Source organism: Stutzerimonas degradans, from assembly GCF_024448505.1.
In the GTDB taxonomy this organism is placed as follows: domain Bacteria; phylum Pseudomonadota; class Gammaproteobacteria; order Pseudomonadales; family Pseudomonadaceae; genus Stutzerimonas; species Stutzerimonas degradans.
In genome coordinates this window covers 11,724-30,476 of record NZ_JAMOHV010000019.1, presented here as the reverse complement: position 1 = coordinate 30,476, position 18,753 = coordinate 11,724, and the positions used below count along the sequence as shown (strand labels likewise).

17 protein-coding genes are annotated in these 18,753 nt (G+C 64.5%); 8 read left to right on the top strand and 9 right to left on the bottom strand.

Annotated features, from left to right (window positions below):
• Positions 1-34 precede the first annotated feature (34 nt).
• From NAV27_RS18500 to NAV27_RS18490, 3 genes are all read right to left on the bottom strand, one after another.
• Complete coding sequence (locus NAV27_RS18500) at positions 35-2,248, bottom strand: polysaccharide biosynthesis tyrosine autokinase (RefSeq protein WP_102829359.1); 2,214 nt, start codon at positions 2,246-2,248, stop codon at positions 35-37.
• Positions 2,249-2,263: 15 nt separating this feature from the next.
• On the bottom strand, positions 2,264-2,701 hold the full coding sequence (locus tag NAV27_RS18495) for a low molecular weight protein-tyrosine-phosphatase (RefSeq protein WP_102829360.1): 438 nt from the start codon (positions 2,699-2,701) through the stop codon (positions 2,264-2,266).
• Between the two features lie 160 nt (positions 2,702-2,861).
• Positions 2,862-4,295, bottom strand: a complete 1,434-nt coding sequence (locus tag NAV27_RS18490; protein WP_043299545.1) for an undecaprenyl-phosphate glucose phosphotransferase — start codon at positions 4,293-4,295, stop codon at positions 2,862-2,864.
• A gap of 378 nt (positions 4,296-4,673) precedes the next feature.
• On the opposite strand from NAV27_RS18490, the gene yegS reads away from it, so the two are divergent.
• The 3 genes from yegS (at position 4,674) to NAV27_RS18475 (ending at position 7,476) form a co-directional block, all read left to right on the top strand.
• Positions 4,674-5,573, top strand: coding sequence for a lipid kinase YegS (yegS, locus tag NAV27_RS18485; protein ID WP_102829361.1), 900 nt, complete (start codon positions 4,674-4,676; stop codon positions 5,571-5,573).
• 123 nt (positions 5,574-5,696) lie between these two features.
• The gene (locus NAV27_RS18480) at positions 5,697-6,629 is read left to right on the top strand and encodes a chemotaxis protein CheV (protein ID WP_008566954.1); all 933 of its coding nucleotides are present in this window, start codon (positions 5,697-5,699) and stop codon (positions 6,627-6,629) included.
• Between the two features lie 46 nt (positions 6,630-6,675).
• Complete coding sequence (locus NAV27_RS18475) at positions 6,676-7,476, top strand: MOSC domain-containing protein (RefSeq protein ID WP_102829362.1); 801 nt, start codon at positions 6,676-6,678, stop codon at positions 7,474-7,476.
• 39 nt (positions 7,477-7,515) lie between these two features.
• Here NAV27_RS18475 and NAV27_RS18470 read toward each other — a convergent pair whose 3' ends face one another.
• Positions 7,516-9,438, bottom strand: a complete 1,923-nt coding sequence (locus tag NAV27_RS18470; RefSeq protein ID WP_102829363.1) for a transglycosylase SLT domain-containing protein — start codon at positions 9,436-9,438, stop codon at positions 7,516-7,518.
• Positions 9,439-9,650: 212 nt separating this feature from the next.
• Between NAV27_RS18470 and NAV27_RS18465 the strand changes: the two genes are divergently transcribed.
• Together NAV27_RS18465 and NAV27_RS18460 are read left to right on the top strand one after the other, a co-directional pair.
• Complete coding sequence (locus tag NAV27_RS18465) at positions 9,651-11,564, top strand: ATP-binding cassette domain-containing protein (protein ID WP_102829364.1); 1,914 nt, start codon at positions 9,651-9,653, stop codon at positions 11,562-11,564.
• A 133-nt stretch (positions 11,565-11,697) separates the two neighbouring features.
• Positions 11,698-12,390 carry a DUF6901 family protein gene (locus NAV27_RS18460; RefSeq protein ID WP_102829365.1) on the top strand — a complete coding sequence of 231 codons (693 nt, stop codon included), beginning with the start codon at positions 11,698-11,700 and terminating at the stop codon, positions 12,388-12,390.
• Between the two features lie 30 nt (positions 12,391-12,420).
• On the opposite strand, the gene NAV27_RS18455 is transcribed toward NAV27_RS18460, so the two are convergent.
• Positions 12,421-12,861 carry a universal stress protein gene (locus NAV27_RS18455; protein ID WP_008566959.1) on the bottom strand — a complete coding sequence of 147 codons (441 nt, stop codon included), beginning with the start codon at positions 12,859-12,861 and terminating at the stop codon, positions 12,421-12,423.
• Between the two features lie 198 nt (positions 12,862-13,059).
• Between NAV27_RS18455 and NAV27_RS18450 the strand changes: the two genes are divergently transcribed.
• The 3 genes from NAV27_RS18450 to NAV27_RS18440 are packed head-to-tail and all read left to right on the top strand — an operon-like array spanning position 13,060 to position 14,852.
• Entirely contained in the window at positions 13,060-13,530 is a 471-nt protein-coding gene (locus NAV27_RS18450) for a hypothetical protein (RefSeq protein WP_008566960.1), read from the top strand.
• Between the two features lie 30 nt (positions 13,531-13,560).
• Positions 13,561-14,343: a class II glutamine amidotransferase gene (locus NAV27_RS18445; RefSeq protein WP_008566961.1), complete on the top strand. Its 783-nt coding sequence runs from the start codon at positions 13,561-13,563 to the stop codon at positions 14,341-14,343.
• The gene (locus NAV27_RS18440; RefSeq protein WP_102829366.1) at positions 14,337-14,852 is read left to right on the top strand and encodes a DUF2937 family protein; all 516 of its coding nucleotides are present in this window, start codon (positions 14,337-14,339) and stop codon (positions 14,850-14,852) included. The genes NAV27_RS18445 and NAV27_RS18440 overlap by 7 nt, the downstream gene beginning before the upstream one ends.
• Positions 14,853-14,893: 41 nt before the next feature.
• On the opposite strand, the gene NAV27_RS18435 is transcribed toward NAV27_RS18440, so the two are convergent.
• The 4 genes from NAV27_RS18435 to NAV27_RS18420 form a co-directional block, all read right to left on the bottom strand.
• Positions 14,894-16,072 (bottom strand): vWA domain-containing protein, encoded by a 1,179-nt coding sequence (locus NAV27_RS18435; protein WP_008566963.1) that lies wholly within the window; start codon positions 16,070-16,072, stop codon positions 14,894-14,896.
• Positions 16,073-16,118: 46 nt separating this feature from the next.
• On the bottom strand, positions 16,119-16,517 hold the full coding sequence (locus NAV27_RS18430; protein WP_102829367.1) for a GFA family protein: 399 nt from the start codon (positions 16,515-16,517) through the stop codon (positions 16,119-16,121).
• Positions 16,518-16,569: 52 nt separating this feature from the next.
• Positions 16,570-17,418, bottom strand: coding sequence for an AAA family ATPase (locus NAV27_RS18425; RefSeq protein WP_102829368.1), 849 nt, complete (start codon positions 17,416-17,418; stop codon positions 16,570-16,572).
• 141 nt (positions 17,419-17,559) lie between these two features.
• Positions 17,560-18,630, bottom strand: a complete 1,071-nt coding sequence (locus tag NAV27_RS18420; RefSeq protein WP_102829369.1) for a DUF748 domain-containing protein — start codon at positions 18,628-18,630, stop codon at positions 17,560-17,562.
• Positions 18,631-18,753 lie beyond the last annotated feature (123 nt).

Genomic DNA, 18,753 nt, shown 5'->3' with positions numbered 1-18,753 from the left:
GGCACCGCAGACCTCGGGCCGCGGTGCCGTTGCGTCATTTGTTGCTTACGTATTCGTACTGGTAGTAACCGTACTCGCCGTAGGTGGAGGCTTTGCGGATCACTGCGTTGAAGATCACGCCCTTGACCAGCAGGCCGTTCTGCTCGAGGCGGCGCTTGGCGGCCTCGATTTCCTTGATGCCGTTCATGCCGTAGCGGGTGACCATCAGCGTGGTACCGGCCTGGCTGCCGACCAGTGCGGCGTCGGTGACGGCGAGGATCGGCGGCGTGTCGAAGATCACCAGGTCGTACATGGTGCTGATTTCTTTGACGAACCGCGCGAAGTTCTCGTGCATCAGCAGTTCCGACGGGTTCGGCGGCAACTGGCCGTGGCTGATCACGTGCAGGTTGTTCAGCTGGGTCTTCTGGATCGCATCGAACAGGGTGATGCGGCCGGAGAGGATATCGGACAGTCCCTTTTCACCGTCGGCACGCATGACCTTGTGCAGGTAACCCTTGCGCATGTCGGCGTCCACCAGCAGCACGCGCTTGCCGGATTGGGCGATGACCGCGGCCAGGTTGGTGGTGACGAACGACTTGCCGACTGCCGGGCTCGGGCCGGTGATCATCAGCACGTTGTTCTTCGCCTCGATCATCGCGAAGTGCAGGCTGGTACGCAGGCTGCGCATGGCTTCGGTGGCGAGATCGGCCGGGTCGTTGACCGTCAGCAGGTAGGAGGCCGTGCTCTTGTCGCGCTTGAAGTTGGCCAGGCGCTTCTCCAGACCGGCCTGCTTCTCGCTGAACGGAATCGCCGCGTAAACCGGGGTGCCCGCGCGCTCGATGTCTTCCGGGTTCTCCACGCCGCGCTTGAGTGCCTCACGCACGTAGACGAACGCCACGGCGAGGAGCCCGCCGAGCAGGGTGGCGACGATGACCAGCAGCGGCTTGTTCGGCTTGACCGGGTTCTCCAGGTCGGCGGCAGCGTGGTCGATGATGCGCACGTTGCCCACGGTGCCGGCGCGGATGATGTCCAGCTCCTGGGTCTTGTTCAGCAGCATCGAGTAGGTTTCCGAAGACACTTCGACGTCGCGGTTCAGACGCAGTAGTTCCTGCTGGGTCGACGGCAGGGTGCCGATCTGCTTCTCCAGTTCAGCCTTCTGCGTCTGCAGTTGGTTGATCTGGTTGATCAGCGCCTGGAAGTTCGGGTGCTGACGGGTGAAGCGGCGCTCCATCTCGGTACGCTTGAGGTTCTGCTCGGAAATCTGCGCTTCCAGATCGACGATGCGGTCGAGCACCGACTGGGTTTCGGCGGTGATGTCGACGGTCTTGGAGCCGGTCTGGTACTTGTTCAGTGCAGTCTGGGCAGCCTCAAGCTGCTTGCGCACAGCCGGCACCTGCTCGTTGAGGAACTCCAGGCTCTGCGTGGCTTCGGCCGCGTTGCGCGCGACGTTCTGCTCGACATAGCGCTGCGCGACTTCTTCTAGTACGCGGACCGCTTCTTCCGGGTCAGTGTCCTCCAGCGTCACGTTGACGATGCCGGACTGCTTGCCGTGTTCAGCGGCCGACAGGCGCTGCTGGTAGCTTTCGGTGGTGTTGTAGGTGCGGTTCTTGATCACCGTGAAGGTGGTGCCGGGACGGGCGATCAGCTTCTCCACGTTGACGCGGAATTCCTCGGTTTCCACCGGCTCGCCGACCACGCCCTGGACCACGACTTCGTCGTCCGGGTCGCGCAGGATGAAGCCATTGTTTTCCGCGGCCTCCAGTACCAGTTCCTCACCGTGCAGCTGATCCGGCACGTCCAGCTGCGTGATCTTCAGCTGTTCGCCGCCCCAGGCGTAGGACTCGAAGCCGTCCGGGTACCAGCCCAGCTCGCCTTCTTCCTTGGGCTCGAAGCGGCGTGCCATGAAGCCGCCGATGATCGGGAAATGATGCGGCTCGATGATGATGTCCAGATTCAGACTTTGTACCGCGCCACCCACCACCGAGCGGGATTTCAGCAGGGCGATCTCGGTCTGCGCCGGCGAAACCGGTGGGTTGGTGTTGACCACGTCGGTCAGGCTGGGCAGGCCGTTCTTCGGTTCGATCTGGATCATCGCGCTGGCGAGATACACCGGGGTCGACAGCAGCGCGTAGGCGATGCCCAGCGCGGCGAAGAAACCGGTGATCCCCATGATCAGCGCACGGTTGTTGAGGAAGGTGTCAAAGAGGTGGGCCAGGTCGATGTCCTTGTCCTCTTTGGTTTCATAGATCGGGCGGGGCATGGTTGTCATCGAAGTTCCTTCTTCTTATTTCAGGTAAGGAAGCCAGCTTTCGACGGCTTGCGTCAGAAGCGTGTGTACGTGTTCAAAGGCGGGCCGGGACTGGCGATAGGGATCGGGGATCTCTAGCTCGTCCTGCCACTTGCCGATCAGGAATGTCTTGCCATGCACTTCCGGCGCGATCTGGCGGATGTGCTGGATATGGCTGTGTTCCATCGCCAGGATGAGGTCGGCGTCGTGCAGCATGTGACTGTCGACCTGGCGGGCGCGGTGGGCGGTGAAGTCCAATCCGTGCTCCTGCAGTACGTCATGCGCGGTTTTGTCCATCGGGTTACCTACTAATGCACCGATACCTGCCGAACCGATCGTCAGGCCTTGTCCGCTGAGTCTGTGGGTCAGCAACGCCTGCGCTGTGGGGCTGCGGCAGATGTTTCCGACACAGACGATCAAGATGTTTTCAAACATGTGCGTTCCGCCTTTCCGGCTGGTTGCCGGCCACGGCGGAGCCCGCCGGTGCTGAACGCCAAAGTGAGATAGTGGTGGGATTCATTAGTTCCTTCCTGCCGCGCCCGCCGCGCCCTGGGCATCGCTGCCCATGAAACGCGGCCCGGCGGGCGCATGCGGATCAGTAGACGTCTTTGTTGAAGAGCAGCGCCGGAACGGTGCGAAAGAGGATGTAAAGATCGAACCAGACCGACCAGCGTTCGATGTAGTCCAGGTCGTACTCGACGCGTTTTTCGATCTTTTCGAGGGTGTCGGTTTCACCGCGATAGCCGTTGATCTGCGCCCAGCCGGTGATGCCTGGCTTGACCCGGTGGCGTGCCGAGTATTCGGCCACGGCATCCTCGAACAGCACGCCGGCGGCTTTGGTGGCAGTGGCGTGCGGACGCGGACCGACCATCGACATGCTGCCCAGGAACACGTTGATCAGCTGCGGCAGCTCGTCGAGGCTGGTCTTGCGGATGAAGCGGCCGACGCGGGTGATGCGGTCGTCGTGGCGCGTGGTCTGGCGGTCGGCGTTGGCGTCGCTCTTCTCGTGGTACATCGAGCGGAACTTGAACACCTCGATCAGCCGGTTGTTGTAGCCGTAGCGCTTCTGCTTGAAGAACACCGGCCCGCGCGAATCGAGCTTGATCGCCAGCGCGATCAGCAGCATCACCGGCGCGGCGGCCAGCAGGGCGATGCTGGACAGCACGAGGTCTTCCAGACGCTTGAACAGCGGCGACCAGCCGCGCAGCGGCAGGTCCGAGGCGATCAGCGTCGGCAGACCAGCGACTTCGGTGATGCGCTTGTTGGCGTGGCGGAAGGCGACCATGTCCGGCACCAGCAGCACGTTGACCGGCAGCTTGCGCAGTTCATTGATGACCTGGCCGATGCGGCTGTCAGCGAACCAGGGCAAGGCGACCAGCACCTGAGTGACCTTTTCTTCGCGAATCATGCGCTCCAGATCACGGGTGTTACCCAGCAGCGGCAGGTTGCACAGTTCGCTCGGCAGGCGCTCCAGGCGGTCGTCGATGAAGCCGAGCACGCCAGTGCGGATGTCGCGGTTGTGCTGCAGGTATTCGGCGACGCGCTGGCCGTTCTCCGTGCCACCGAGGATCACCGCGTTCTGCAGGTACATGCCGCGCGCCATCAGACGGCGAAACAGGGCGAGCATCGCCAGACGCTCGGCGCCGAACAGCACCGCGCTGGTGACGAACCAGAACGCCAGATGCTCGGCGTCCAGGTAGCTGAACAGGCCCATGCCCTGGTGCATGAAAATCAGCAGGCTGAACGCCGCAGCCCAGGCCAGCAGCATGATGCGAAAGCGCAGCAGGGTGCTGAACACTTCCTCGCTGTAGATGCCGACCGACTGGAAGATGACGATGCTCAGCACGCCGAAGAACATCAGGAAGGCGCTGAACGCACCGCCACCGGCCGGCAGGTCCTGCAGGAACATCAGCAGCAGCAAGCCCGGCAGAATGGCCGTCAGGCCGTGGATCAGGCGGACGCTGGCGAGAAAGTAATCGACGAAACTGGGGTGAGCGTACTCAAGTGTTCCCACGGACTGTAAACGCATTACAAGGCTCCCTTCCTCAGCTACTACGGCTGGTCTTTGCTCGTTTCGAATCGCCGCGGCACGCACTGCCTGATGGCAGGCGGCTATCGCAACCTCATTTAGGACAATGGCTCCGACCGTCCTTGGTGAAATGAGTTCATTGGCTCACGAGGCCCCGCCAGGAATCTGTAAAAAATCTGTTCTGTCCTGTAACTCGTTGATTTTCATGGGGTGTCGCTATTCCGGCGCACCATCGAAGCTGCGCCGGAGCGGCGTGGGCTGCCGACCGGTGGCCGCACCTATCGAAGTTTTGGGTTAATCCCAAACGAGCCGCCCGCTACAACTTTCCACCGGCGCGACAGGTCTGATCTGCGTATCCGACTAGAAGGAAGCGCTTTCATGAGCCAGCCCAAAGCCTTGCTCATCCTGCATGGCAAGCAGTCGCTCAACGACGAGGTGCGCGCCGCCGTGGACCGGCAGCGTGAACTCGGCTGGGACCTGGCCGTGCGCGTCACCTGGGAGGCCGGGGATGTCGAACGGCTGGTCTGCGAGGCGCTCGATGCCGGCCATCGCCTGCTGATTGCCGGCGGTGGCGACGGCACGCTGCACGAAGTGGCCGAAGCCATGCTGCGGCATCCAGCCGACGCCAGTCTGGCGTTGCTGCCGCTGGGCAGCGCCAACGATTTTGCCCGCGCCGCGGGAATTCCCTCGGAGCCCTTCGACGCGCTGGGGCTGCTGGACCAGCCGGCAGTGGCGATCGACCTCGGTGAGATGAACGGCAGTCCATTCGTCAACATGGCCACTGGCGGATTCGGCTCGAAGGTCACGGCCAACACCTCGGAAGATCTCAAGCGCGTGCTCGGCGGTGGTGCCTACCTGCTGACCGGGCTGACGCGCTTCGCCGAGATTCATTCCGCCTATGGCCGTTTTCGCGGGCCGGATTTCGAGTGGGAGGGCGACTTCCTCGCGCTCGGCATCGGCAACGGTCGTCAGGCCGGGGGCGGGCAGCTGCTCTGTCCACAGGCTCTGATCGATGACGGCCTGCTGGATGTCTGCATCGTGCCGGCGCCGGAAGATGCCGTGGGCACGCTGGGTACGTTGCTCAGCGGCGGATTGCGTGGCGTCGAGGCCGTCTCGGTCAACGCGCGGCTGGCGTGGCTGGAAGTCGAGGCGCCGGAGCCGATCGACATCAATCTGGATGGCGAGCCGGTGGCCGAGGCCAGCCTGCATTTCCGCGTGCGGCCCGGCGCGTTGCGCATGCACCTGCCGGCGGATTCGCCGCTGCTGCACCAGGATTGAGCCGCTGCGCGGGTGGGTGAGAGCGGATTTGGCGGTCGATTTCGCCGGCGGATCGACATCGCGCTTAAAGGGCGCGGCAATGTGGCCGATATCACGATATCCACTTCGTCCAAGGAGCCCGCAATGGCCGGCATTCTCGATTCAGTCGATCAGCGCACCCGCTTGGTGGGCCAGAACCGGCTGGAAATCCTCATGTTCCGCCTGTCCGGGCGTCAACGGTTCGCCATCAACGTGTTCAAGGTGCAGGAGGTCGTCCAGCTGCCGAAGATGACGCTCATGCCGCATCGTCACAGCTCGGTATGCGGGGTGGTCAACCTGCGCGGCCAGACGCTGCCGGTGATCGACCTGTCGCGCGCCATCGGCCTGCGCCCGCTGGTGCCGGACGAGCGCAGCACCATCATCGTCACCGAGTACAACCGCACGGTGCAGGCCTTCCTGGTCGGCGGCGTCGACCGCATCCTCAACCTGAACTGGGAGGAAGTGCTGCCGCCGCCGGGAACCGCCGGACGTCAGCACTACCTCACGGCGATCACCAAGGTCGACAACGAACTGGTCGAGGTGATCGACGTCGAGAAGGTCCTCGCCGAGATCGTCCCTTACAGCACCAGCATTTCCGCCGATCGCCTGGCCGATCCGCTGCTCGAACGCGCGCGCGGCCGTGAGGTGCTGTGCGTCGACGATTCCAGCGTCGCCCTGGCGCAGCTGCGTGAAACGCTGACCCAGCTCGGCCTGACGATCCATACCGCCAGTGACGGCCTCAAGGGCCTGAATCAGCTCAAGGCCTGGGCCGACGCCGGCGAGGTGCTGACCGACAAGCTGCTGATGGTCTTCACCGATGCCGAAATGCCGGAGATGGATGGCTACCGGCTGACCACCGAGATCCGCCAGGACCCGCGCATGCGCGATCTCTATGTGGTGCTGCACACCTCGCTGTCGGGCAGTTTCAACCAGGCGATGGTGCAGAAGGTCGGCTGCGACAACTTCCTCTCCAAGTTCCAGCCGGAGAAGCTGGTCGACGTGATCCGCGAGCGTCTGCAGCGCGACGAACCGGCCTGATCCGCTCTGCTATGCTGCTGCGCTTTCCGCTCGCTGGAGGCGCAGCATGCACCTGTCCTCGCTGTACCGTTTCCCCCTCAAATCTGCCGCCGGCGAATCGTTGCAGCGCTGCGCCAGCGACTCCCTCGGCCTGATCGGCGATCGACGCTGGATGGTGGTCGCGGCCGGTACCGGGCGCTTCCTCACCCAGCGCGCGGTGCCGCGCATGGCGTTGCTGCGTGCGCACTGGCAGGGCGATACGGCGTTGCAGCTGGCGGCGCCGGGCATGCCCGAGCTGCTGGTGAGCGTGCCGGGTGACCAGCTGATGCGCTGTGTGCAGGTCTGGAACAACCACCCGGTGGTGCCGGATGCCGGTGAAGCCGCGGCTGCCTGGCTGTCGGAGTTTCTCGGCCAGGCCTGCCGTCTGGTCTACCTGCCGGAGGATTACGGCATCCAGGTCGACCTCGACTATGCACGACTCGGCGAGAACACGGCCTTCAGCGACGGTTTCCCCTTTCTGCTGATCGGCCAGGCCTCGCTCGACGACCTCTGCGCGCGGGTCGGCCGGCCGCTGGAAATGCTGCGCTTTCGCCCGAACCTGGTGGTCGCCGGCGCCGCGCCCTATGCCGAGGATGACTGGAAGCGCATCCGCATCGGTGCGCTGACCTTCCGCGTGGCCAAACCCTGCTCGCGCTGCGCGATTCCGACCATCGACCTGCACACCGCCGAGCGCAGCGCCGACAGTGAGCCGCTGGCGACACTGCTGGGCTATCGCAAACGGGCGGGCGGTGTGTTCTTCGGCCAGAACCTGATCGCCGAAGGCAGGGGGCTGCTCGAAGTCGGCATGCCGGTGGAAGTCCTCGAATGATTCGGTCGGCGCGGCGCTTGCTGCCGCTCCGGCTTCGCCTTACTGATTCTCGAAATAGCGCTCGTGCCACTCCACCAGCGGCTGTGGCGCGTTGAGCTTCTGCCCGTAGATCACCGAATAGGTGAGCACGTTCTGCACGTACTGGCGGGTCTCGTCGAACGGGATGTTCTCCACCCAGACATCGAACGACAGGTGCCCGGCATCGCGCAGCCACTGCCGTACGCGGCCGGGGCCGGCATTGTAGGCGGCCGAGGCCAGTACGCGATTGCCGTTGAACTGCGCGTAGATCTGGCTCAGATACGCCGCGCCGAGCTGGATGTTGACGTTCGGGTTGAGCACCTGCTGCGGCGAGGACAGCGGAATGCCGAAGCGCCGCGCGGTTTCCTTGGCCGTTGCCGGCATCAGCTGCATCAGGCCGCTGGCGCCGACGTGCGAACGCGCATCGGCCATGAACGCGCTTTCCTGGCGGGTGATGGCGAACACCCAGCTCGGGTGGATTTCCCGTGCCTTCGCCGCGTTGACCAGCGTGCTGCGGTGCGCCATCGGGAAGCGGATGTCGAGGTCATCCCAGTACTGTGCCTGGCTGATGCTGCGGATCGCCGGGAAATACCAGCCCATCTCGTAGGCCAGTCGCGCCTGAGCCACCAGTTCGTCACGGCTGAACAGTCGGCTGACGTGATACCACTCGCGCCGGCCATCGACGATCTGCCCACGTGCGTGGAATTCCAGCGCGCGGCGGATGCCGGCGGTGTTGCGGACCTTCTGTACCAGCTTGGGTGGCAAGGCCAGTGGCTGGTGGTTGAGCTTGTACGGCGCCTGTATGCGATCGGCCGAGAGGAAGCCGTAGAAGTCGCGTTCGGCGGCGACCGGCTGGTACAGCGAGATCGCCTGCGGGCTCTGCGGCTTGGCCAGTTCCAGGCTGCGCGCCTGCCAGTAGCGCCAGCGGTTGCTCTTGGCCAGCTCGTCGGGGAAACGCTGGGTCAGCGCATAGACATCTTCCCAGCGGCCCAGGCGCAGCAGCAGGCGCGCCCGCCATTCGCTGACGGTGTTGTCGCGCAGCTCCGGGTCGTACTCGGCCATCACCTGCAGCGCGCGGCTGTCGAAGCGCTTGGCCAGCGTCAGGCCGATCTGCCGGGCGATCGCCACCTTTTCTTCGGCGGAGAAGGCGTGGCGCCGGGCATAGCCGTCGAGCAAGGCCAGTGCCTTCTCCGGGTCCTGGCGGGCGAGGCGGCGCAGGCCGATGGCGACCACGTCGGCCATGGCCGGATGGCTGCCGGAAAAACGCGCGGTCTGGCTCAGCATCGGCGGCTTCTGCGCGACCTCGACGAGTAGCTCGCCGTGGCCGCGCAGGCTCGACAGGTTCTTGCTGAGGAAGCTGGCCAGCCCGTAGTTGCCGGCCTCCACCGCGAGCTTGGTGCGTTTCCAGCGGCGCTCCTCGGTGAGCCCGCCCTTGGCGGTCCATTGCGTGAACAGCACGTCGCAGGCTTCGGGCTGCGATTTGCCGACCAGCCAGAGGCGCTCGGCGGTGGCATCGCCTTCGGGCAGGCCGCGGCCGAGCTGATACTGGCCGAACAGGCAGTCCAGCTCGGTGAAGTTCAGCTTCGGATCGTAGTACTTGAGGAACGTGGGCCAGTCGCCGCGCGCTGCCAGAAGACGCAGCCAGCGCAGTTTCATCCAGCTGATCTGCGGCAGGTCGCCGTGTTCGGCGAGAAACTTCTCGATCTCCGCGGTGCTCGCGGTCTTGAGCCGAGCGGTCAGCTCGTCGTAGGCCAGGTACGGTTCCAGCGGATAGTCGCGCAGTGCGCTGGCGTGGCGCCGGTACGGTGCGCTGTCGCCCTTGGCCAGGGCGCGCTTGGCTTCATCGTAGAGTTGGCGCTGCTGAGTCAGGCTGGCGGCCGAGACATCCACGGCCAGCGTTGAAAAACACAGGCAGAGCAGCAGGTTGGAGAGTCGACTGCGCATGAGACTTCCGGGAAGAGGCGGGTGTATTACGGCGCTAGCTTAGCCTGCCGGGACGGCCAGTTAAATGCGCTTTGGACGAGTGCCGGGAACTATTGCGCGGCGTCTGGCCGGGGCTTGCGCGAGCTGCTCCCGATACGCCTTCGGGATGGGCGTATCCGCGGCCGGCAGGCGCGCATCTGCTAGACTGCGCGCCCTGTTTTCCGGAGGTAGTCATGACCCTGCTCAAGTTCACCGATGTATCCCTGGCCTATGGCACCACGCCGCTGCTCGACGGCGTGTCCTGGCAGATCGCGCGGGGTGAGCGGGTCTGCATCATCGGCCGCAACGGCACGGGCAAATCGAGCATGCTGCGCCTGGTCAAGGGCGATCGCAGTGCCGACGACGGCGAGATCTGGCGCGCGCCGGGGCTGAAGATCGGCGAGCTGCCGCAGGAGCTGCCGCGCGCCGATGACCGTACGGTGTTCGATGTCGTTGCCGAGGGCTTGGAAGGTGTCGGCGAACTATTGGCCGAGTACCACCACCTCAGCCTGAACATCCAGGACCAGGCCGATCTCGACAAGCTGATGCACGTGCAACAGGCGCTGGAAGCCAAGGACGGCTGGCGCCTGCAGCAGCTGGTCGAAAGCACCCTGAGCCGCCTGCAGCTACCGGCCGACCGTACCTTGGCCGAGCTTTCCGGTGGCTGGCGGCGTCGCGTGCTACTGGCCCAGGCGCTGGTTTCCGAGCCCGACCTGCTGCTGCTCGACGAGCCGACCAACCACTTGGACATCGGCGCCATCGCCTGGCTGGAAGAGGCGCTGACCGGCTTCAACGGGGCAGTGTTGTTCATCACCCACGACCGGGCATTCCTGCAGAATCTGGCCACGCGCATCCTCGAACTCGACCGTGGCCATCTAATCGACTGGAGCGGCGACTACGCCAGTTTCCTGGTGCACAAGGAGCAGCAGCTGGCGGCAGAGGAAACCGCCAACGCGCTGTTCGACAAGAAGCTGGCCCAGGAAGAAGTCTGGATTCGCCAGGGCATCAAGGCGCGCCGTACCCGCAACGAGGGCCGCGTGCGCGAGCTGAAGGCGCTGCGCGTCGAGCGCAGTCAGCGTCGCGAGCGTCAGGGCAAGGCGAGCTTCCAGCTGGAAAGCGCCGACAAGTCCGGCAAGCAGGTGATCGTCGCCGAGCAGGTGAGCTTCGCCCATCCGGGTGGTGAGGCGCTGATCCGTGATTTCTCCATGGTCGTGCAGCGTGGCGACCGTATCGGCCTGCTTGGCGCCAACGGCACCGGCAAGACCACTCTGCTCAAGCTCCTGCTCGGCGAACTGCAGCCGACAGCTGGCAGCATCGAGATCGGCACCAAGCTCGAAGTGGCGTATTTCGACCAATTGCGTCACCAGCTGGAGCTGGAGAAGACGGTGATCGACAACCTCGCCGAGGGGCGCGAGTTCATCACCATCGACGGGCAGAACCGCCACGTGCTGAGCTACCTCGGCGACTTCCTGTTCAGCCCGCAACGTGCGCGCACGCCGGTCAAGGCGTTGTCGGGTGGCGAGCGGGCACGCCTCTTGCTCGCCAAGCTGTTCAGCAAGCCGGCCAACCTGCTGGTGCTGGACGAGCCGACCAACGACCTCGACGTCGAGACGCTGGAGCTGCTCGAAGAAGTCCTGCTGGGCTTCCCGGGCACGGTGCTGATGGTCAGCCACGACCGGGCGTTCCTCGACAACGTGGTGACCAGCACGCTGGTGTTCCAAGGCAACGGCGAGGTGCGCGAGTACGTCGGTGGATATCAGGACTGGCTGCGTCAGGGTGGTTCGCCGCGCCTGCTCGGCGTGGGTGAAGCCGCGGAAAGCAGGGCCAGTGCCCAGCCGCAGTCGGAGCCTGTGCCTGTAGCACCGGCGGTTGCCGAATCGGCGCCAGCGAAGAAGAAGCTCAGCTACAAGCTGCAGCGCGAGCTCGAGGCGCTGCCGGGGCAGATCGATGCGGCGGAGCAGGCCATCGCGGCGTTGCAGGCGCAGGTGTCCGATCCGGCGTTCTACCAGCAGCCGGCCGAGGTAACGGGCGCGGCACTGGCGCGCCTGGAGGCACTGCAGCAGGAGCTCGATCAGCTGCTGGAGCGTTGGGCCGAGCTGGAGGACTGAGACCGCCTCAGGGGCGCCGGTCGTGCTTGAAGATGTTCGCGGCGCGCAGCGGGCTTCCTGAGGTGGATCAATACCTTACGGAGGCCTGCTGGTTAACTTCGCTGCGGTTGGCAGTCATGACGATGGAGTATTGATGGCTATTGAATACCGCATCACCCTGGATGATGAGCACGACTTCAGTTACCGGATCGAACTGGATCGCGCCTACGACAAGGAAGGTGCCGCGCAGGCACCGAAGTGGACACGGCTGGAGCATCAGCGTTGCAGCAATTGTCCGCTGAGTCAGAACGAATTCAGCCATTGCCCGGCTGCGGTCGACCTGCACCGGGTCATCGAGGACTTTCAGGGCCTGCCGGCGATCCAGAAGGCGCTGGTCTGGGTACGCACACCGGAGCGCGAATACACCAAGCTGGTCGGTCTCGAAGAGGGCCTGCGGGCGCTGCTCGGGGTGATCATGGCCACCAGCGCCTGTCCGGTGCTCGGCCGGCTCAAGCCGATGGCCCAACAGCACCTGCCATTCGCCAGCAATCGCGAGTTCGTGCTGCGGGCGGTGTCGCTGTACCTGGCCCGTCAGTATTTCAACCTGCGTGAAGGGCGGCATGCCGACTGGGAACTGCGCGGGCTGGTGCGTTCGTTCCAGCAGCTGCAGCTGGTCAATCAGGCATTCTGGCAGCGGATCGTCGATACCTGCGAGGGTGACTGCAACCTCAAGGCGTTCCTCAGCTTCTTCTCGATGGCTTCCAGCCTGACCTACTCGCTGGAAACCCAGCTGCAGAAAATCCGCCCGCTGGTGATGAGCGCCGGCGAGGGGGCCGAAGCGCTCTGAGCGGGACTTGGCCCGCTCAGGCCGACTCGATCAGTCGACTTTCTTCAGGCGTACCGCGAGCACATCGCATGGCGCGCCATGCAGAATGTCGTTGGCCGTCGAGCCGAGCAGCAGCGCCAGCCCGTGGCGGCCGTGGCTGCCGACGACGATCAGGTCGCACTGCTGTTCCTTGGCCAGCCGATGTACTTCCTGACGCGGCTGACCGTAGGCCAGGTGGCGCTGCTCCGGCGTGAGGCTGGGGTAGATATCGGCGAAGCCGTCCATCCGTTCGCGGGCTTGGTCGAACTGCTGCTGTTGCAGCATCGACAGGTCCATCGGCACGTCGCCGCCGAAGGCCATCGCCATCGGCTCGATGATATGGACGAGTGTCAGCGTGGCGCCGGTAGTGGTGGCCAGGGCCTGGGCTCGCGCGACTACCGCGTGGCACTCGTCGGTCAGGTCGACGGCGACCAGAATGTGCTGGTAGGGCATGATGACTCCTCCTGAGCGGGTCGGCCTGGGCAGTGCGATGGGCCGACGGGGTTGGCATTGAACCGATGTATTGAAGGGTTTATACGGCGTTGCCGATGGCTTCGCCAGTGCCCGTTGCGCCGCTCAGGGCGCGCCGGGCTGTTATCATGCTGCGTCGCGCCAGCCGGTCGGTCCGGCCGGCTCACCGAGAGAATTCCGATGTCGATGCCATACACCGATTATTCCCTGGCCTGGGCCGTCTACGGCGTGGCCGCGCTGGGCTGTCTGCTGGTCTGGTTCCGCGCGACGCGCTGGATGTGGCGCTGGCTGCGCGAGCCGTTGCGGCTGCTGGCGGCAATCCTGCTGCTGACGCCGACCATCGTCGATCCTGCCAAGGAACTCTTCGCCCCCGCCGTGGCCATTACCGCAATGGACGTGTTGCTCAAGGTCGGTAACAACGCCTGGCGCGCGGTTGCCGATCTGGCGTTGTACGGCCTGATCGCGTTCGCCCTGTACCTGCTGCTGGTGGCCATCCGCTGGCCGCTGGAGCGGCGCAAGCGCGCCGCCAGGCAGACGACCGCCGCGGCCGATGATGATCCGCGTACCCTGCGCGAGCGCATGGCCGACGACGAGGATGACGACTATTTTTCGCAGCCGGGTCGCCGGGTGCGGACCGAACCGCGCCTGTAATACCTTCGCGTTTTCACGGGGAATCAACCTATGTGCGAATTGCTCGGCATGAGCGCCAATGTCCCCACCGATATCGTCTTCAGTTTTACCGGACTCATGCAGCGCGGCGGCCGGACCGGCCCTCACAAGGATGGCTGGGGCATCGCCTTCTACGAAGGGCGCGGCCTGCGGCTGTTCCAGGACCCGGTGGCCAGCTGCGAGTCGGAAGTGGCGAAGATGGTCCAGCACTATCTGATCAAGAGCGAGGTGGTGATCGGCCACATCCGCCATGCCAATGTCGGCAGGGTCACGCTGGCCAACACCCATCCGTTCACGCGCGAGCTGTGGGGGCAATACTGGTGCTTCGCGCATAACGGTCAGCTGAGCGATTTCGAGCCCTCGGGCAGCTTCTACCGGGCGGTCGGCGAGACGGACAGCGAGGCGGCGTTCTGCGATCTGCTCAACCGTATCCGCTCCGACTTCCCCGAGCGCGTCGAGGCCGAGGCGTTGCTGCCGACGCTGCTGGCGGCCTGCCGGCATTACCGCAGCAAGGGCGTGTTCAACTGCCTGCTGAGTAACGGCGAATGGCTGTTCAGCTTCTGCAGTACCAAGCTGGCGCAGATCACCCGGCGCGCGCCGTTCGGCCCGGCGCAGCTGAAGGATGCCGAGCTGACGGTGGACTTCCAGGCCGAGACCACGCCGCGCGACGTGGTGACCGTGCTCGCCACCGAGCCGTTGACCGATAACGAATGCTGGACCATCCACGAACCTGGGCAGTGGAGCCTGTGGCGGCGTGGCGAGTGCGTCGCGCAGGGGCGGGACGCCGCATGCTGAGGAGCTATCTGCGCCTGTTGGTGTTCGCCTTCGGCCTGCTGGTCGGCGTGCAGGTGCCGGGCTTCATCGACGCCTACGCGCAGCGCGTCGAGGCGCACCGGCAGGAGGCGCAGCGCGGCCTGCAGGGCTTTCGCGATACCGCGCAACGCTTCTTCGACGGCGATCTGAATGCGCTGGTCGAGCACTACCGTGCCAGCGACGATGCGGTGATCCAGAGCGATGCGCGCAGTCTGGAGGCGCTGGTGCAGCGCATGCGCCTGCTGGATCGCGAATGGCAGGTCATGCAGCAGCCCTGGTTCGTGCGCAGCTGGCACGTGCTGCTCGGTGCTGACGCCGAACTGCGCCGGGAAACCCTCGCCGGCTACCGCTACCAGGTGCTGCTGGCGCCGGAGGCGATTGCCTGGGGCCTAGGCTGTGCGCTGCTGCTGGCCTGGCTGGTGGAAAGCGTCTTGCTGGCTCTGAGCTTTCCGCTGCGTCAGCGTCGGCGTTGCCACCGGCTGTATCGCTGAGCGGGCGCGTCGTTTCGCGACCCGCCAGGCGTCACCCGGATTCATTTGGCGAGAAAGCGCATGCCGTCTTCCAGCCCGCTGAGGGTCAGCGGATACATGCGGTCTTCCACCAGCTCGCGGATGATGCTGGTGGACGATGTGTAGCCCCAGGTGTCCTTCGGGTACGGGTTGATCCAGATAAGCTTTCGGTATTTCTCCATGAAGCGCTGCATCCACACGTAGCCGGCTTCCTCGTTCCAATGCTCGACGCTGCCGCCCGGCTGGGTGACCTCGTAGGGCGCCATCGCCGCGTCGCCGACGAACACTACTTTGTAGTCCGGGCCGTACTTGTGCAGCAGGTCGAGCGTGGAGGTGCGTTCCGAGGTGCGGCGGAAGTTGTTCTTCCACACCGACTCGTAGATGAAGTTGTGGAAGTAGAAGAACTCCAGATTCTTGAACTCGGTGCGGCAGGCCGAGAACAGCTCCTCGCAGACCTTGACGTGCGCGTCCATCGAGCCGCCGATATCCATCAGCAACAGCAGTTTGACCGCGTTGCGTCGTTCGGGACGCATCTGAATGTTGAGCAGGCCGGCGTCGCGCGCGGTGTGGTCGATGGTGCCGTCGATGTCCAGTTCTTCCGCCGCGCCCTGGCGGGCGAACTTGCGCAGGCGGCGCAGGGCGATCTTGATGTTGCGCGTGCCCAGCTCGACCTGGTCGTCGAGGTTCTTGTACTCGCGCTGGTCCCAGACCTTGACCGCCTTGCCCTGACGCTTGCCGGCATCGCCGATGCGGATTCCTTCCGGGTTGTAGCCGCCCGAGCCGAACGGGCTGGTGCCGCCGGTGCCGATCCACTTGTTGCCGCCGGAGTGCTTTTCCTTCTGCTCCTCCAGGCGCTTCTTGAATTCCTCAATCAGTTTGTCCAGTCCGCCGAGCGACTGAATCTGCGCGCGCTCCTCGTCGGTCAGGCTGCGCTCGAATTCCTTGCGCAACCATTCTTCGGGAATCAGCGCTTCCAGATGCTGGTCGAGGTTCTGCAGGCCGTTGAAGTAGGCGCCGAAGGCCCGGTCGAACTTGTCGAAGTGGCGCTCGTCCTTGACCATCACGGTGCGCGCGAGGAAGTAGAACTCGTCCATGTCGGCGAACACCACGCGGTGTTTGAGGGCGTCGATCAGGTCGAGCAGTTCACGCACCGAGACGGGAACCTTGGCGGCACGCATTTCGTTGAACAGGCCAAGCAACATGGCAGAACCTCAGGCGCGCACTTGGCGGCGCGCGATGGCGATGGGGTTAAACGTCACGGTCGTGCTGGGGCAGGCCGTCGCGAATCTCGTACCAGTCGGCCTTGGAGCCGACGAAGATGTGCGATTGCGCAGGTACCGGCAGCGGCGAGTCGAGCGTGCCAGCGGCGACGCCGACCTCGTGCTCGCGGTTGTCGACGAACAACAGGTTGGAGCCGCAGCGGATGCAGAAGGTACGCGTCACGTGTTCGGAGGAGTGGTAGACGCCCAGCTGATCCTTGCCGGACATGAAGTGGAAGGCCTCCAGCGGCACGCTCGCGTAGGTGGCGAAGGCGGCGCCATGGGCCTTGCGGCACATCTTGCAGTGGCAGTGGGTCAGTGCGTCGATGGGGGCGTCGATGCGATAGCGCACGACGCCACACAGGCAACTACCGGTATGCGTTTGCATGGTTTCTTCCTCCAGTGAGTGCACGGCCGGCTCCACCGGAAACCGGCGTCGATCAGCGGCTGTTGGCGCGTCGGCTCATGAAGGCTAGACGCTCGAGCAGCATCACGTCCTGCTCGTTCTTGACCAGCGCGCCGGCCAGCGGCGGAATGGCCCGCGTCGGGTCGCGCTCGCGCAGCACAGCTTCGCCGATGTTGTCGGCCATCAGCAGCTTCAGCCAGTCGACCAGCTCGGAGGTCGAGGGTTTCTTCTTCAGCCCCGGCACCTTGCGTACATCGAAGAACACGTCCAGCGCCTCGCTGACCAGCTCCTTCTTGATGTTCGGGTAGTGCACGTCGACGATCCGCTGCAGCGTCTCGCGATCCGGAAAGGCGATGTAGTGGAAGAAGCAGCGACGCAGGAAGGCGTCGGGCAGCTCCTTCTCGTTGTTCGAGGTAATGATGATGATCGGCCGCTGGGTGGCTTTGATCGTCTCGTTGGTCTCGTAAACGTAGAACTCCATCTTGTCGAGTTCCTGCAACAGGTCGTTGGGGAACTCGATGTCGGCCTTGTCGATCTCGTCGATCAGCAGGATGACCCGTTCCTCGCTCTCGAAGGCCTCCCACAGCTTGCCTTTCTTGATGTAGTTCTTCACGTCGTGGACCTTGTCCACGCCCAGCTGCGAGTCACGCAGGCGGCTCACCGCATCGTATTCGTAGAGGCCCTGATGCGCCTTGGTGGTGGACTTGATGTGCCAGGTGATGAGCTTGGCGCCGAAGGATTCGGCCAGCTGCTCGGCGAGCATGGTCTTACCGGTGCCCGGTTCGCCCTTGACCAGCAGCGGACGCTGCAGGGTGATGGCGGCGTTGACGGCGAGCTTGAGGTCGTCGGTGGCGACGTACGACTGGGTACCTTCGAATTTCATCGCGGATTCCTTGGGCCGGCCTGGCACGCAGGCGCTTGGTGTGGAATGAAAGAGCCCGACTATAAGTGATGGGCCGTCGCCTGTGAACGCGAGGGGATTATTCAGTCACTGAATGATCGTTGCTGCGGATTTCGGCCAGATTCAGCGTTCGTCGTTTGAGGAGCGCTCGAAGCGGGCGTTGAACGCTTCGACGAAGGCGTTGCGCAGGATGGCGATGAACGCCTGGAACGGGCTGACGTCGGCATTGCGTGTGCTGCCGGACAGCTCGATGCGCGTGGCGAACTGGTCCTCGCGCTGGTTCTGCAGCGCTTCCTGGCCGCCGCCGACCACCGCTTCCCAGAGTCCGCGCAGCAGGCTCTTGTCTTCGTTTTCCACATCCTGTTCGAGATCGAACACATCGACATTGCGAAACAGCGGCTTGATGTAGCCGTTCAGCCGACCGTCGGTGGCTTGCACCTCGACGACCAGATCGCCGCTGCCGCCGGCAAAATCGAACTTGCCGTAAGCGCGGCTGAAGTCGTTCAGCTGTTTGAGCGCGATGTCGGTGGCGCGCAGGTTCAGCTCGAAATCCTCCCACTCGGTGAACGGGTCGAAACGTGCCGTGGCTTCTATGGGCGAGCGGTTGAACAGCTTGCCGGTGCCTTCGAACGTCGCGACCCGACGGCCCTGCGCGTCGGTGGTATTGGTCAGGTTGTACAGCGTGGCGTTGATGCCGCTGGCATAGACGTGCACCGGCGGTTCGGCGGTGAAGTTGCGAAACGACAGCTGGCCCTCGATCACGCGGATTTCGTTCAACGTGATCGGCAGCAGGGCGTCCAGCTGGTCGCGCCAGTCGACGCCTTCGCCGGTCTGCGACTCGCCTTTGTCGCCACCGTCGACGAAGTTCAGCGTCGGCCGCTCGAATTCCACCTCGCCGACCACCGCATGCTCGTGCCACAGCGCGCGCCAACTGATGGCGATATCGATGCCGGGCGCGGTGAACAGCGGCGCCTGCACCCGCTTGTCCTTCTTCTCGATCAGCAGCCCCTCGATGCGGTAGGCACCGCGCCACCAGGCCAGGTCGACATCATCCACCTGACCGCGGTACTCGCCCATGTCGGCCAGGTTCTGGTTGAGGTAGTGGCGCACCAGCGGCGGCAGCGCCAGGTGCAGCAGCACCAGCAGCGTAACGAGGACGAGCAGTAGCCACAGGGGCAAATAGCGTCGTTTCATGGCGATCCGGTAGCGCGGTCTGTCCAAGATGGACCGCCGGCCCGCGCGGCGAGTTCGGCTGGACGACGCGCGGGAGTGCGCATAGGCTTTCGGGCCTTGGTTTTCTTTCGCGCAGGGACAGAC

What these genes read in the sequence shown, in the direction of transcription:
- NAV27_RS18460 (WP_102829365.1), top strand. Translation starts at nt 11,698, where the DNA reads ATGGCTATTGAATACCGCATCACCCTGGATGATGAGCACGACTTCAGT.
- NAV27_RS18425 (WP_102829368.1), bottom strand. Translation starts at nt 17,418, where the DNA reads ATGAAATTCGAAGGTACCCAGTCGTACGTCGCCACCGACGACCTCAAG.
- NAV27_RS18450 (WP_008566960.1), top strand. Translation starts at nt 13,060, where the DNA reads ATGTCGATGCCATACACCGATTATTCCCTGGCCTGGGCCGTCTACGGC.
- NAV27_RS18440 (WP_102829366.1), top strand. Translation starts at nt 14,337, where the DNA reads ATGCTGAGGAGCTATCTGCGCCTGTTGGTGTTCGCCTTCGGCCTGCTG.
- NAV27_RS18475 (WP_102829362.1), top strand. Translation starts at nt 6,676, where the DNA reads ATGCACCTGTCCTCGCTGTACCGTTTCCCCCTCAAATCTGCCGCCGGC.
- NAV27_RS18490 (WP_043299545.1), bottom strand. Translation starts at nt 4,295, where the DNA reads ATGCGTTTACAGTCCGTGGGAACACTTGAGTACGCTCACCCCAGTTTC.
- NAV27_RS18480 (WP_008566954.1), top strand. Translation starts at nt 5,697, where the DNA reads ATGGCCGGCATTCTCGATTCAGTCGATCAGCGCACCCGCTTGGTGGGC.
- NAV27_RS18465 (WP_102829364.1), top strand. Translation starts at nt 9,651, where the DNA reads ATGACCCTGCTCAAGTTCACCGATGTATCCCTGGCCTATGGCACCACG.
- NAV27_RS18495 (WP_102829360.1), bottom strand. Translation starts at nt 2,701, where the DNA reads ATGTTTGAAAACATCTTGATCGTCTGTGTCGGAAACATCTGCCGCAGC.
- NAV27_RS18435 (WP_008566963.1), bottom strand. Translation starts at nt 16,072, where the DNA reads ATGTTGCTTGGCCTGTTCAACGAAATGCGTGCCGCCAAGGTTCCCGTC.
- yegS (WP_102829361.1), top strand. Translation starts at nt 4,674, where the DNA reads ATGAGCCAGCCCAAAGCCTTGCTCATCCTGCATGGCAAGCAGTCGCTC.
- NAV27_RS18455 (WP_008566959.1), bottom strand. Translation starts at nt 12,861, where the DNA reads ATGCCCTACCAGCACATTCTGGTCGCCGTCGACCTGACCGACGAGTGC.
- NAV27_RS18500 (WP_102829359.1), bottom strand. Translation starts at nt 2,248, where the DNA reads ATGACAACCATGCCCCGCCCGATCTATGAAACCAAAGAGGACAAGGAC.
- NAV27_RS18430 (WP_102829367.1), bottom strand. Translation starts at nt 16,517, where the DNA reads ATGCAAACGCATACCGGTAGTTGCCTGTGTGGCGTCGTGCGCTATCGC.
- NAV27_RS18445 (WP_008566961.1), top strand. Translation starts at nt 13,561, where the DNA reads ATGTGCGAATTGCTCGGCATGAGCGCCAATGTCCCCACCGATATCGTC.
- NAV27_RS18470 (WP_102829363.1), bottom strand. Translation starts at nt 9,438, where the DNA reads ATGCGCAGTCGACTCTCCAACCTGCTGCTCTGCCTGTGTTTTTCAACG.
- NAV27_RS18420 (WP_102829369.1), bottom strand. Translation starts at nt 18,630, where the DNA reads ATGAAACGACGCTATTTGCCCCTGTGGCTACTGCTCGTCCTCGTTACG.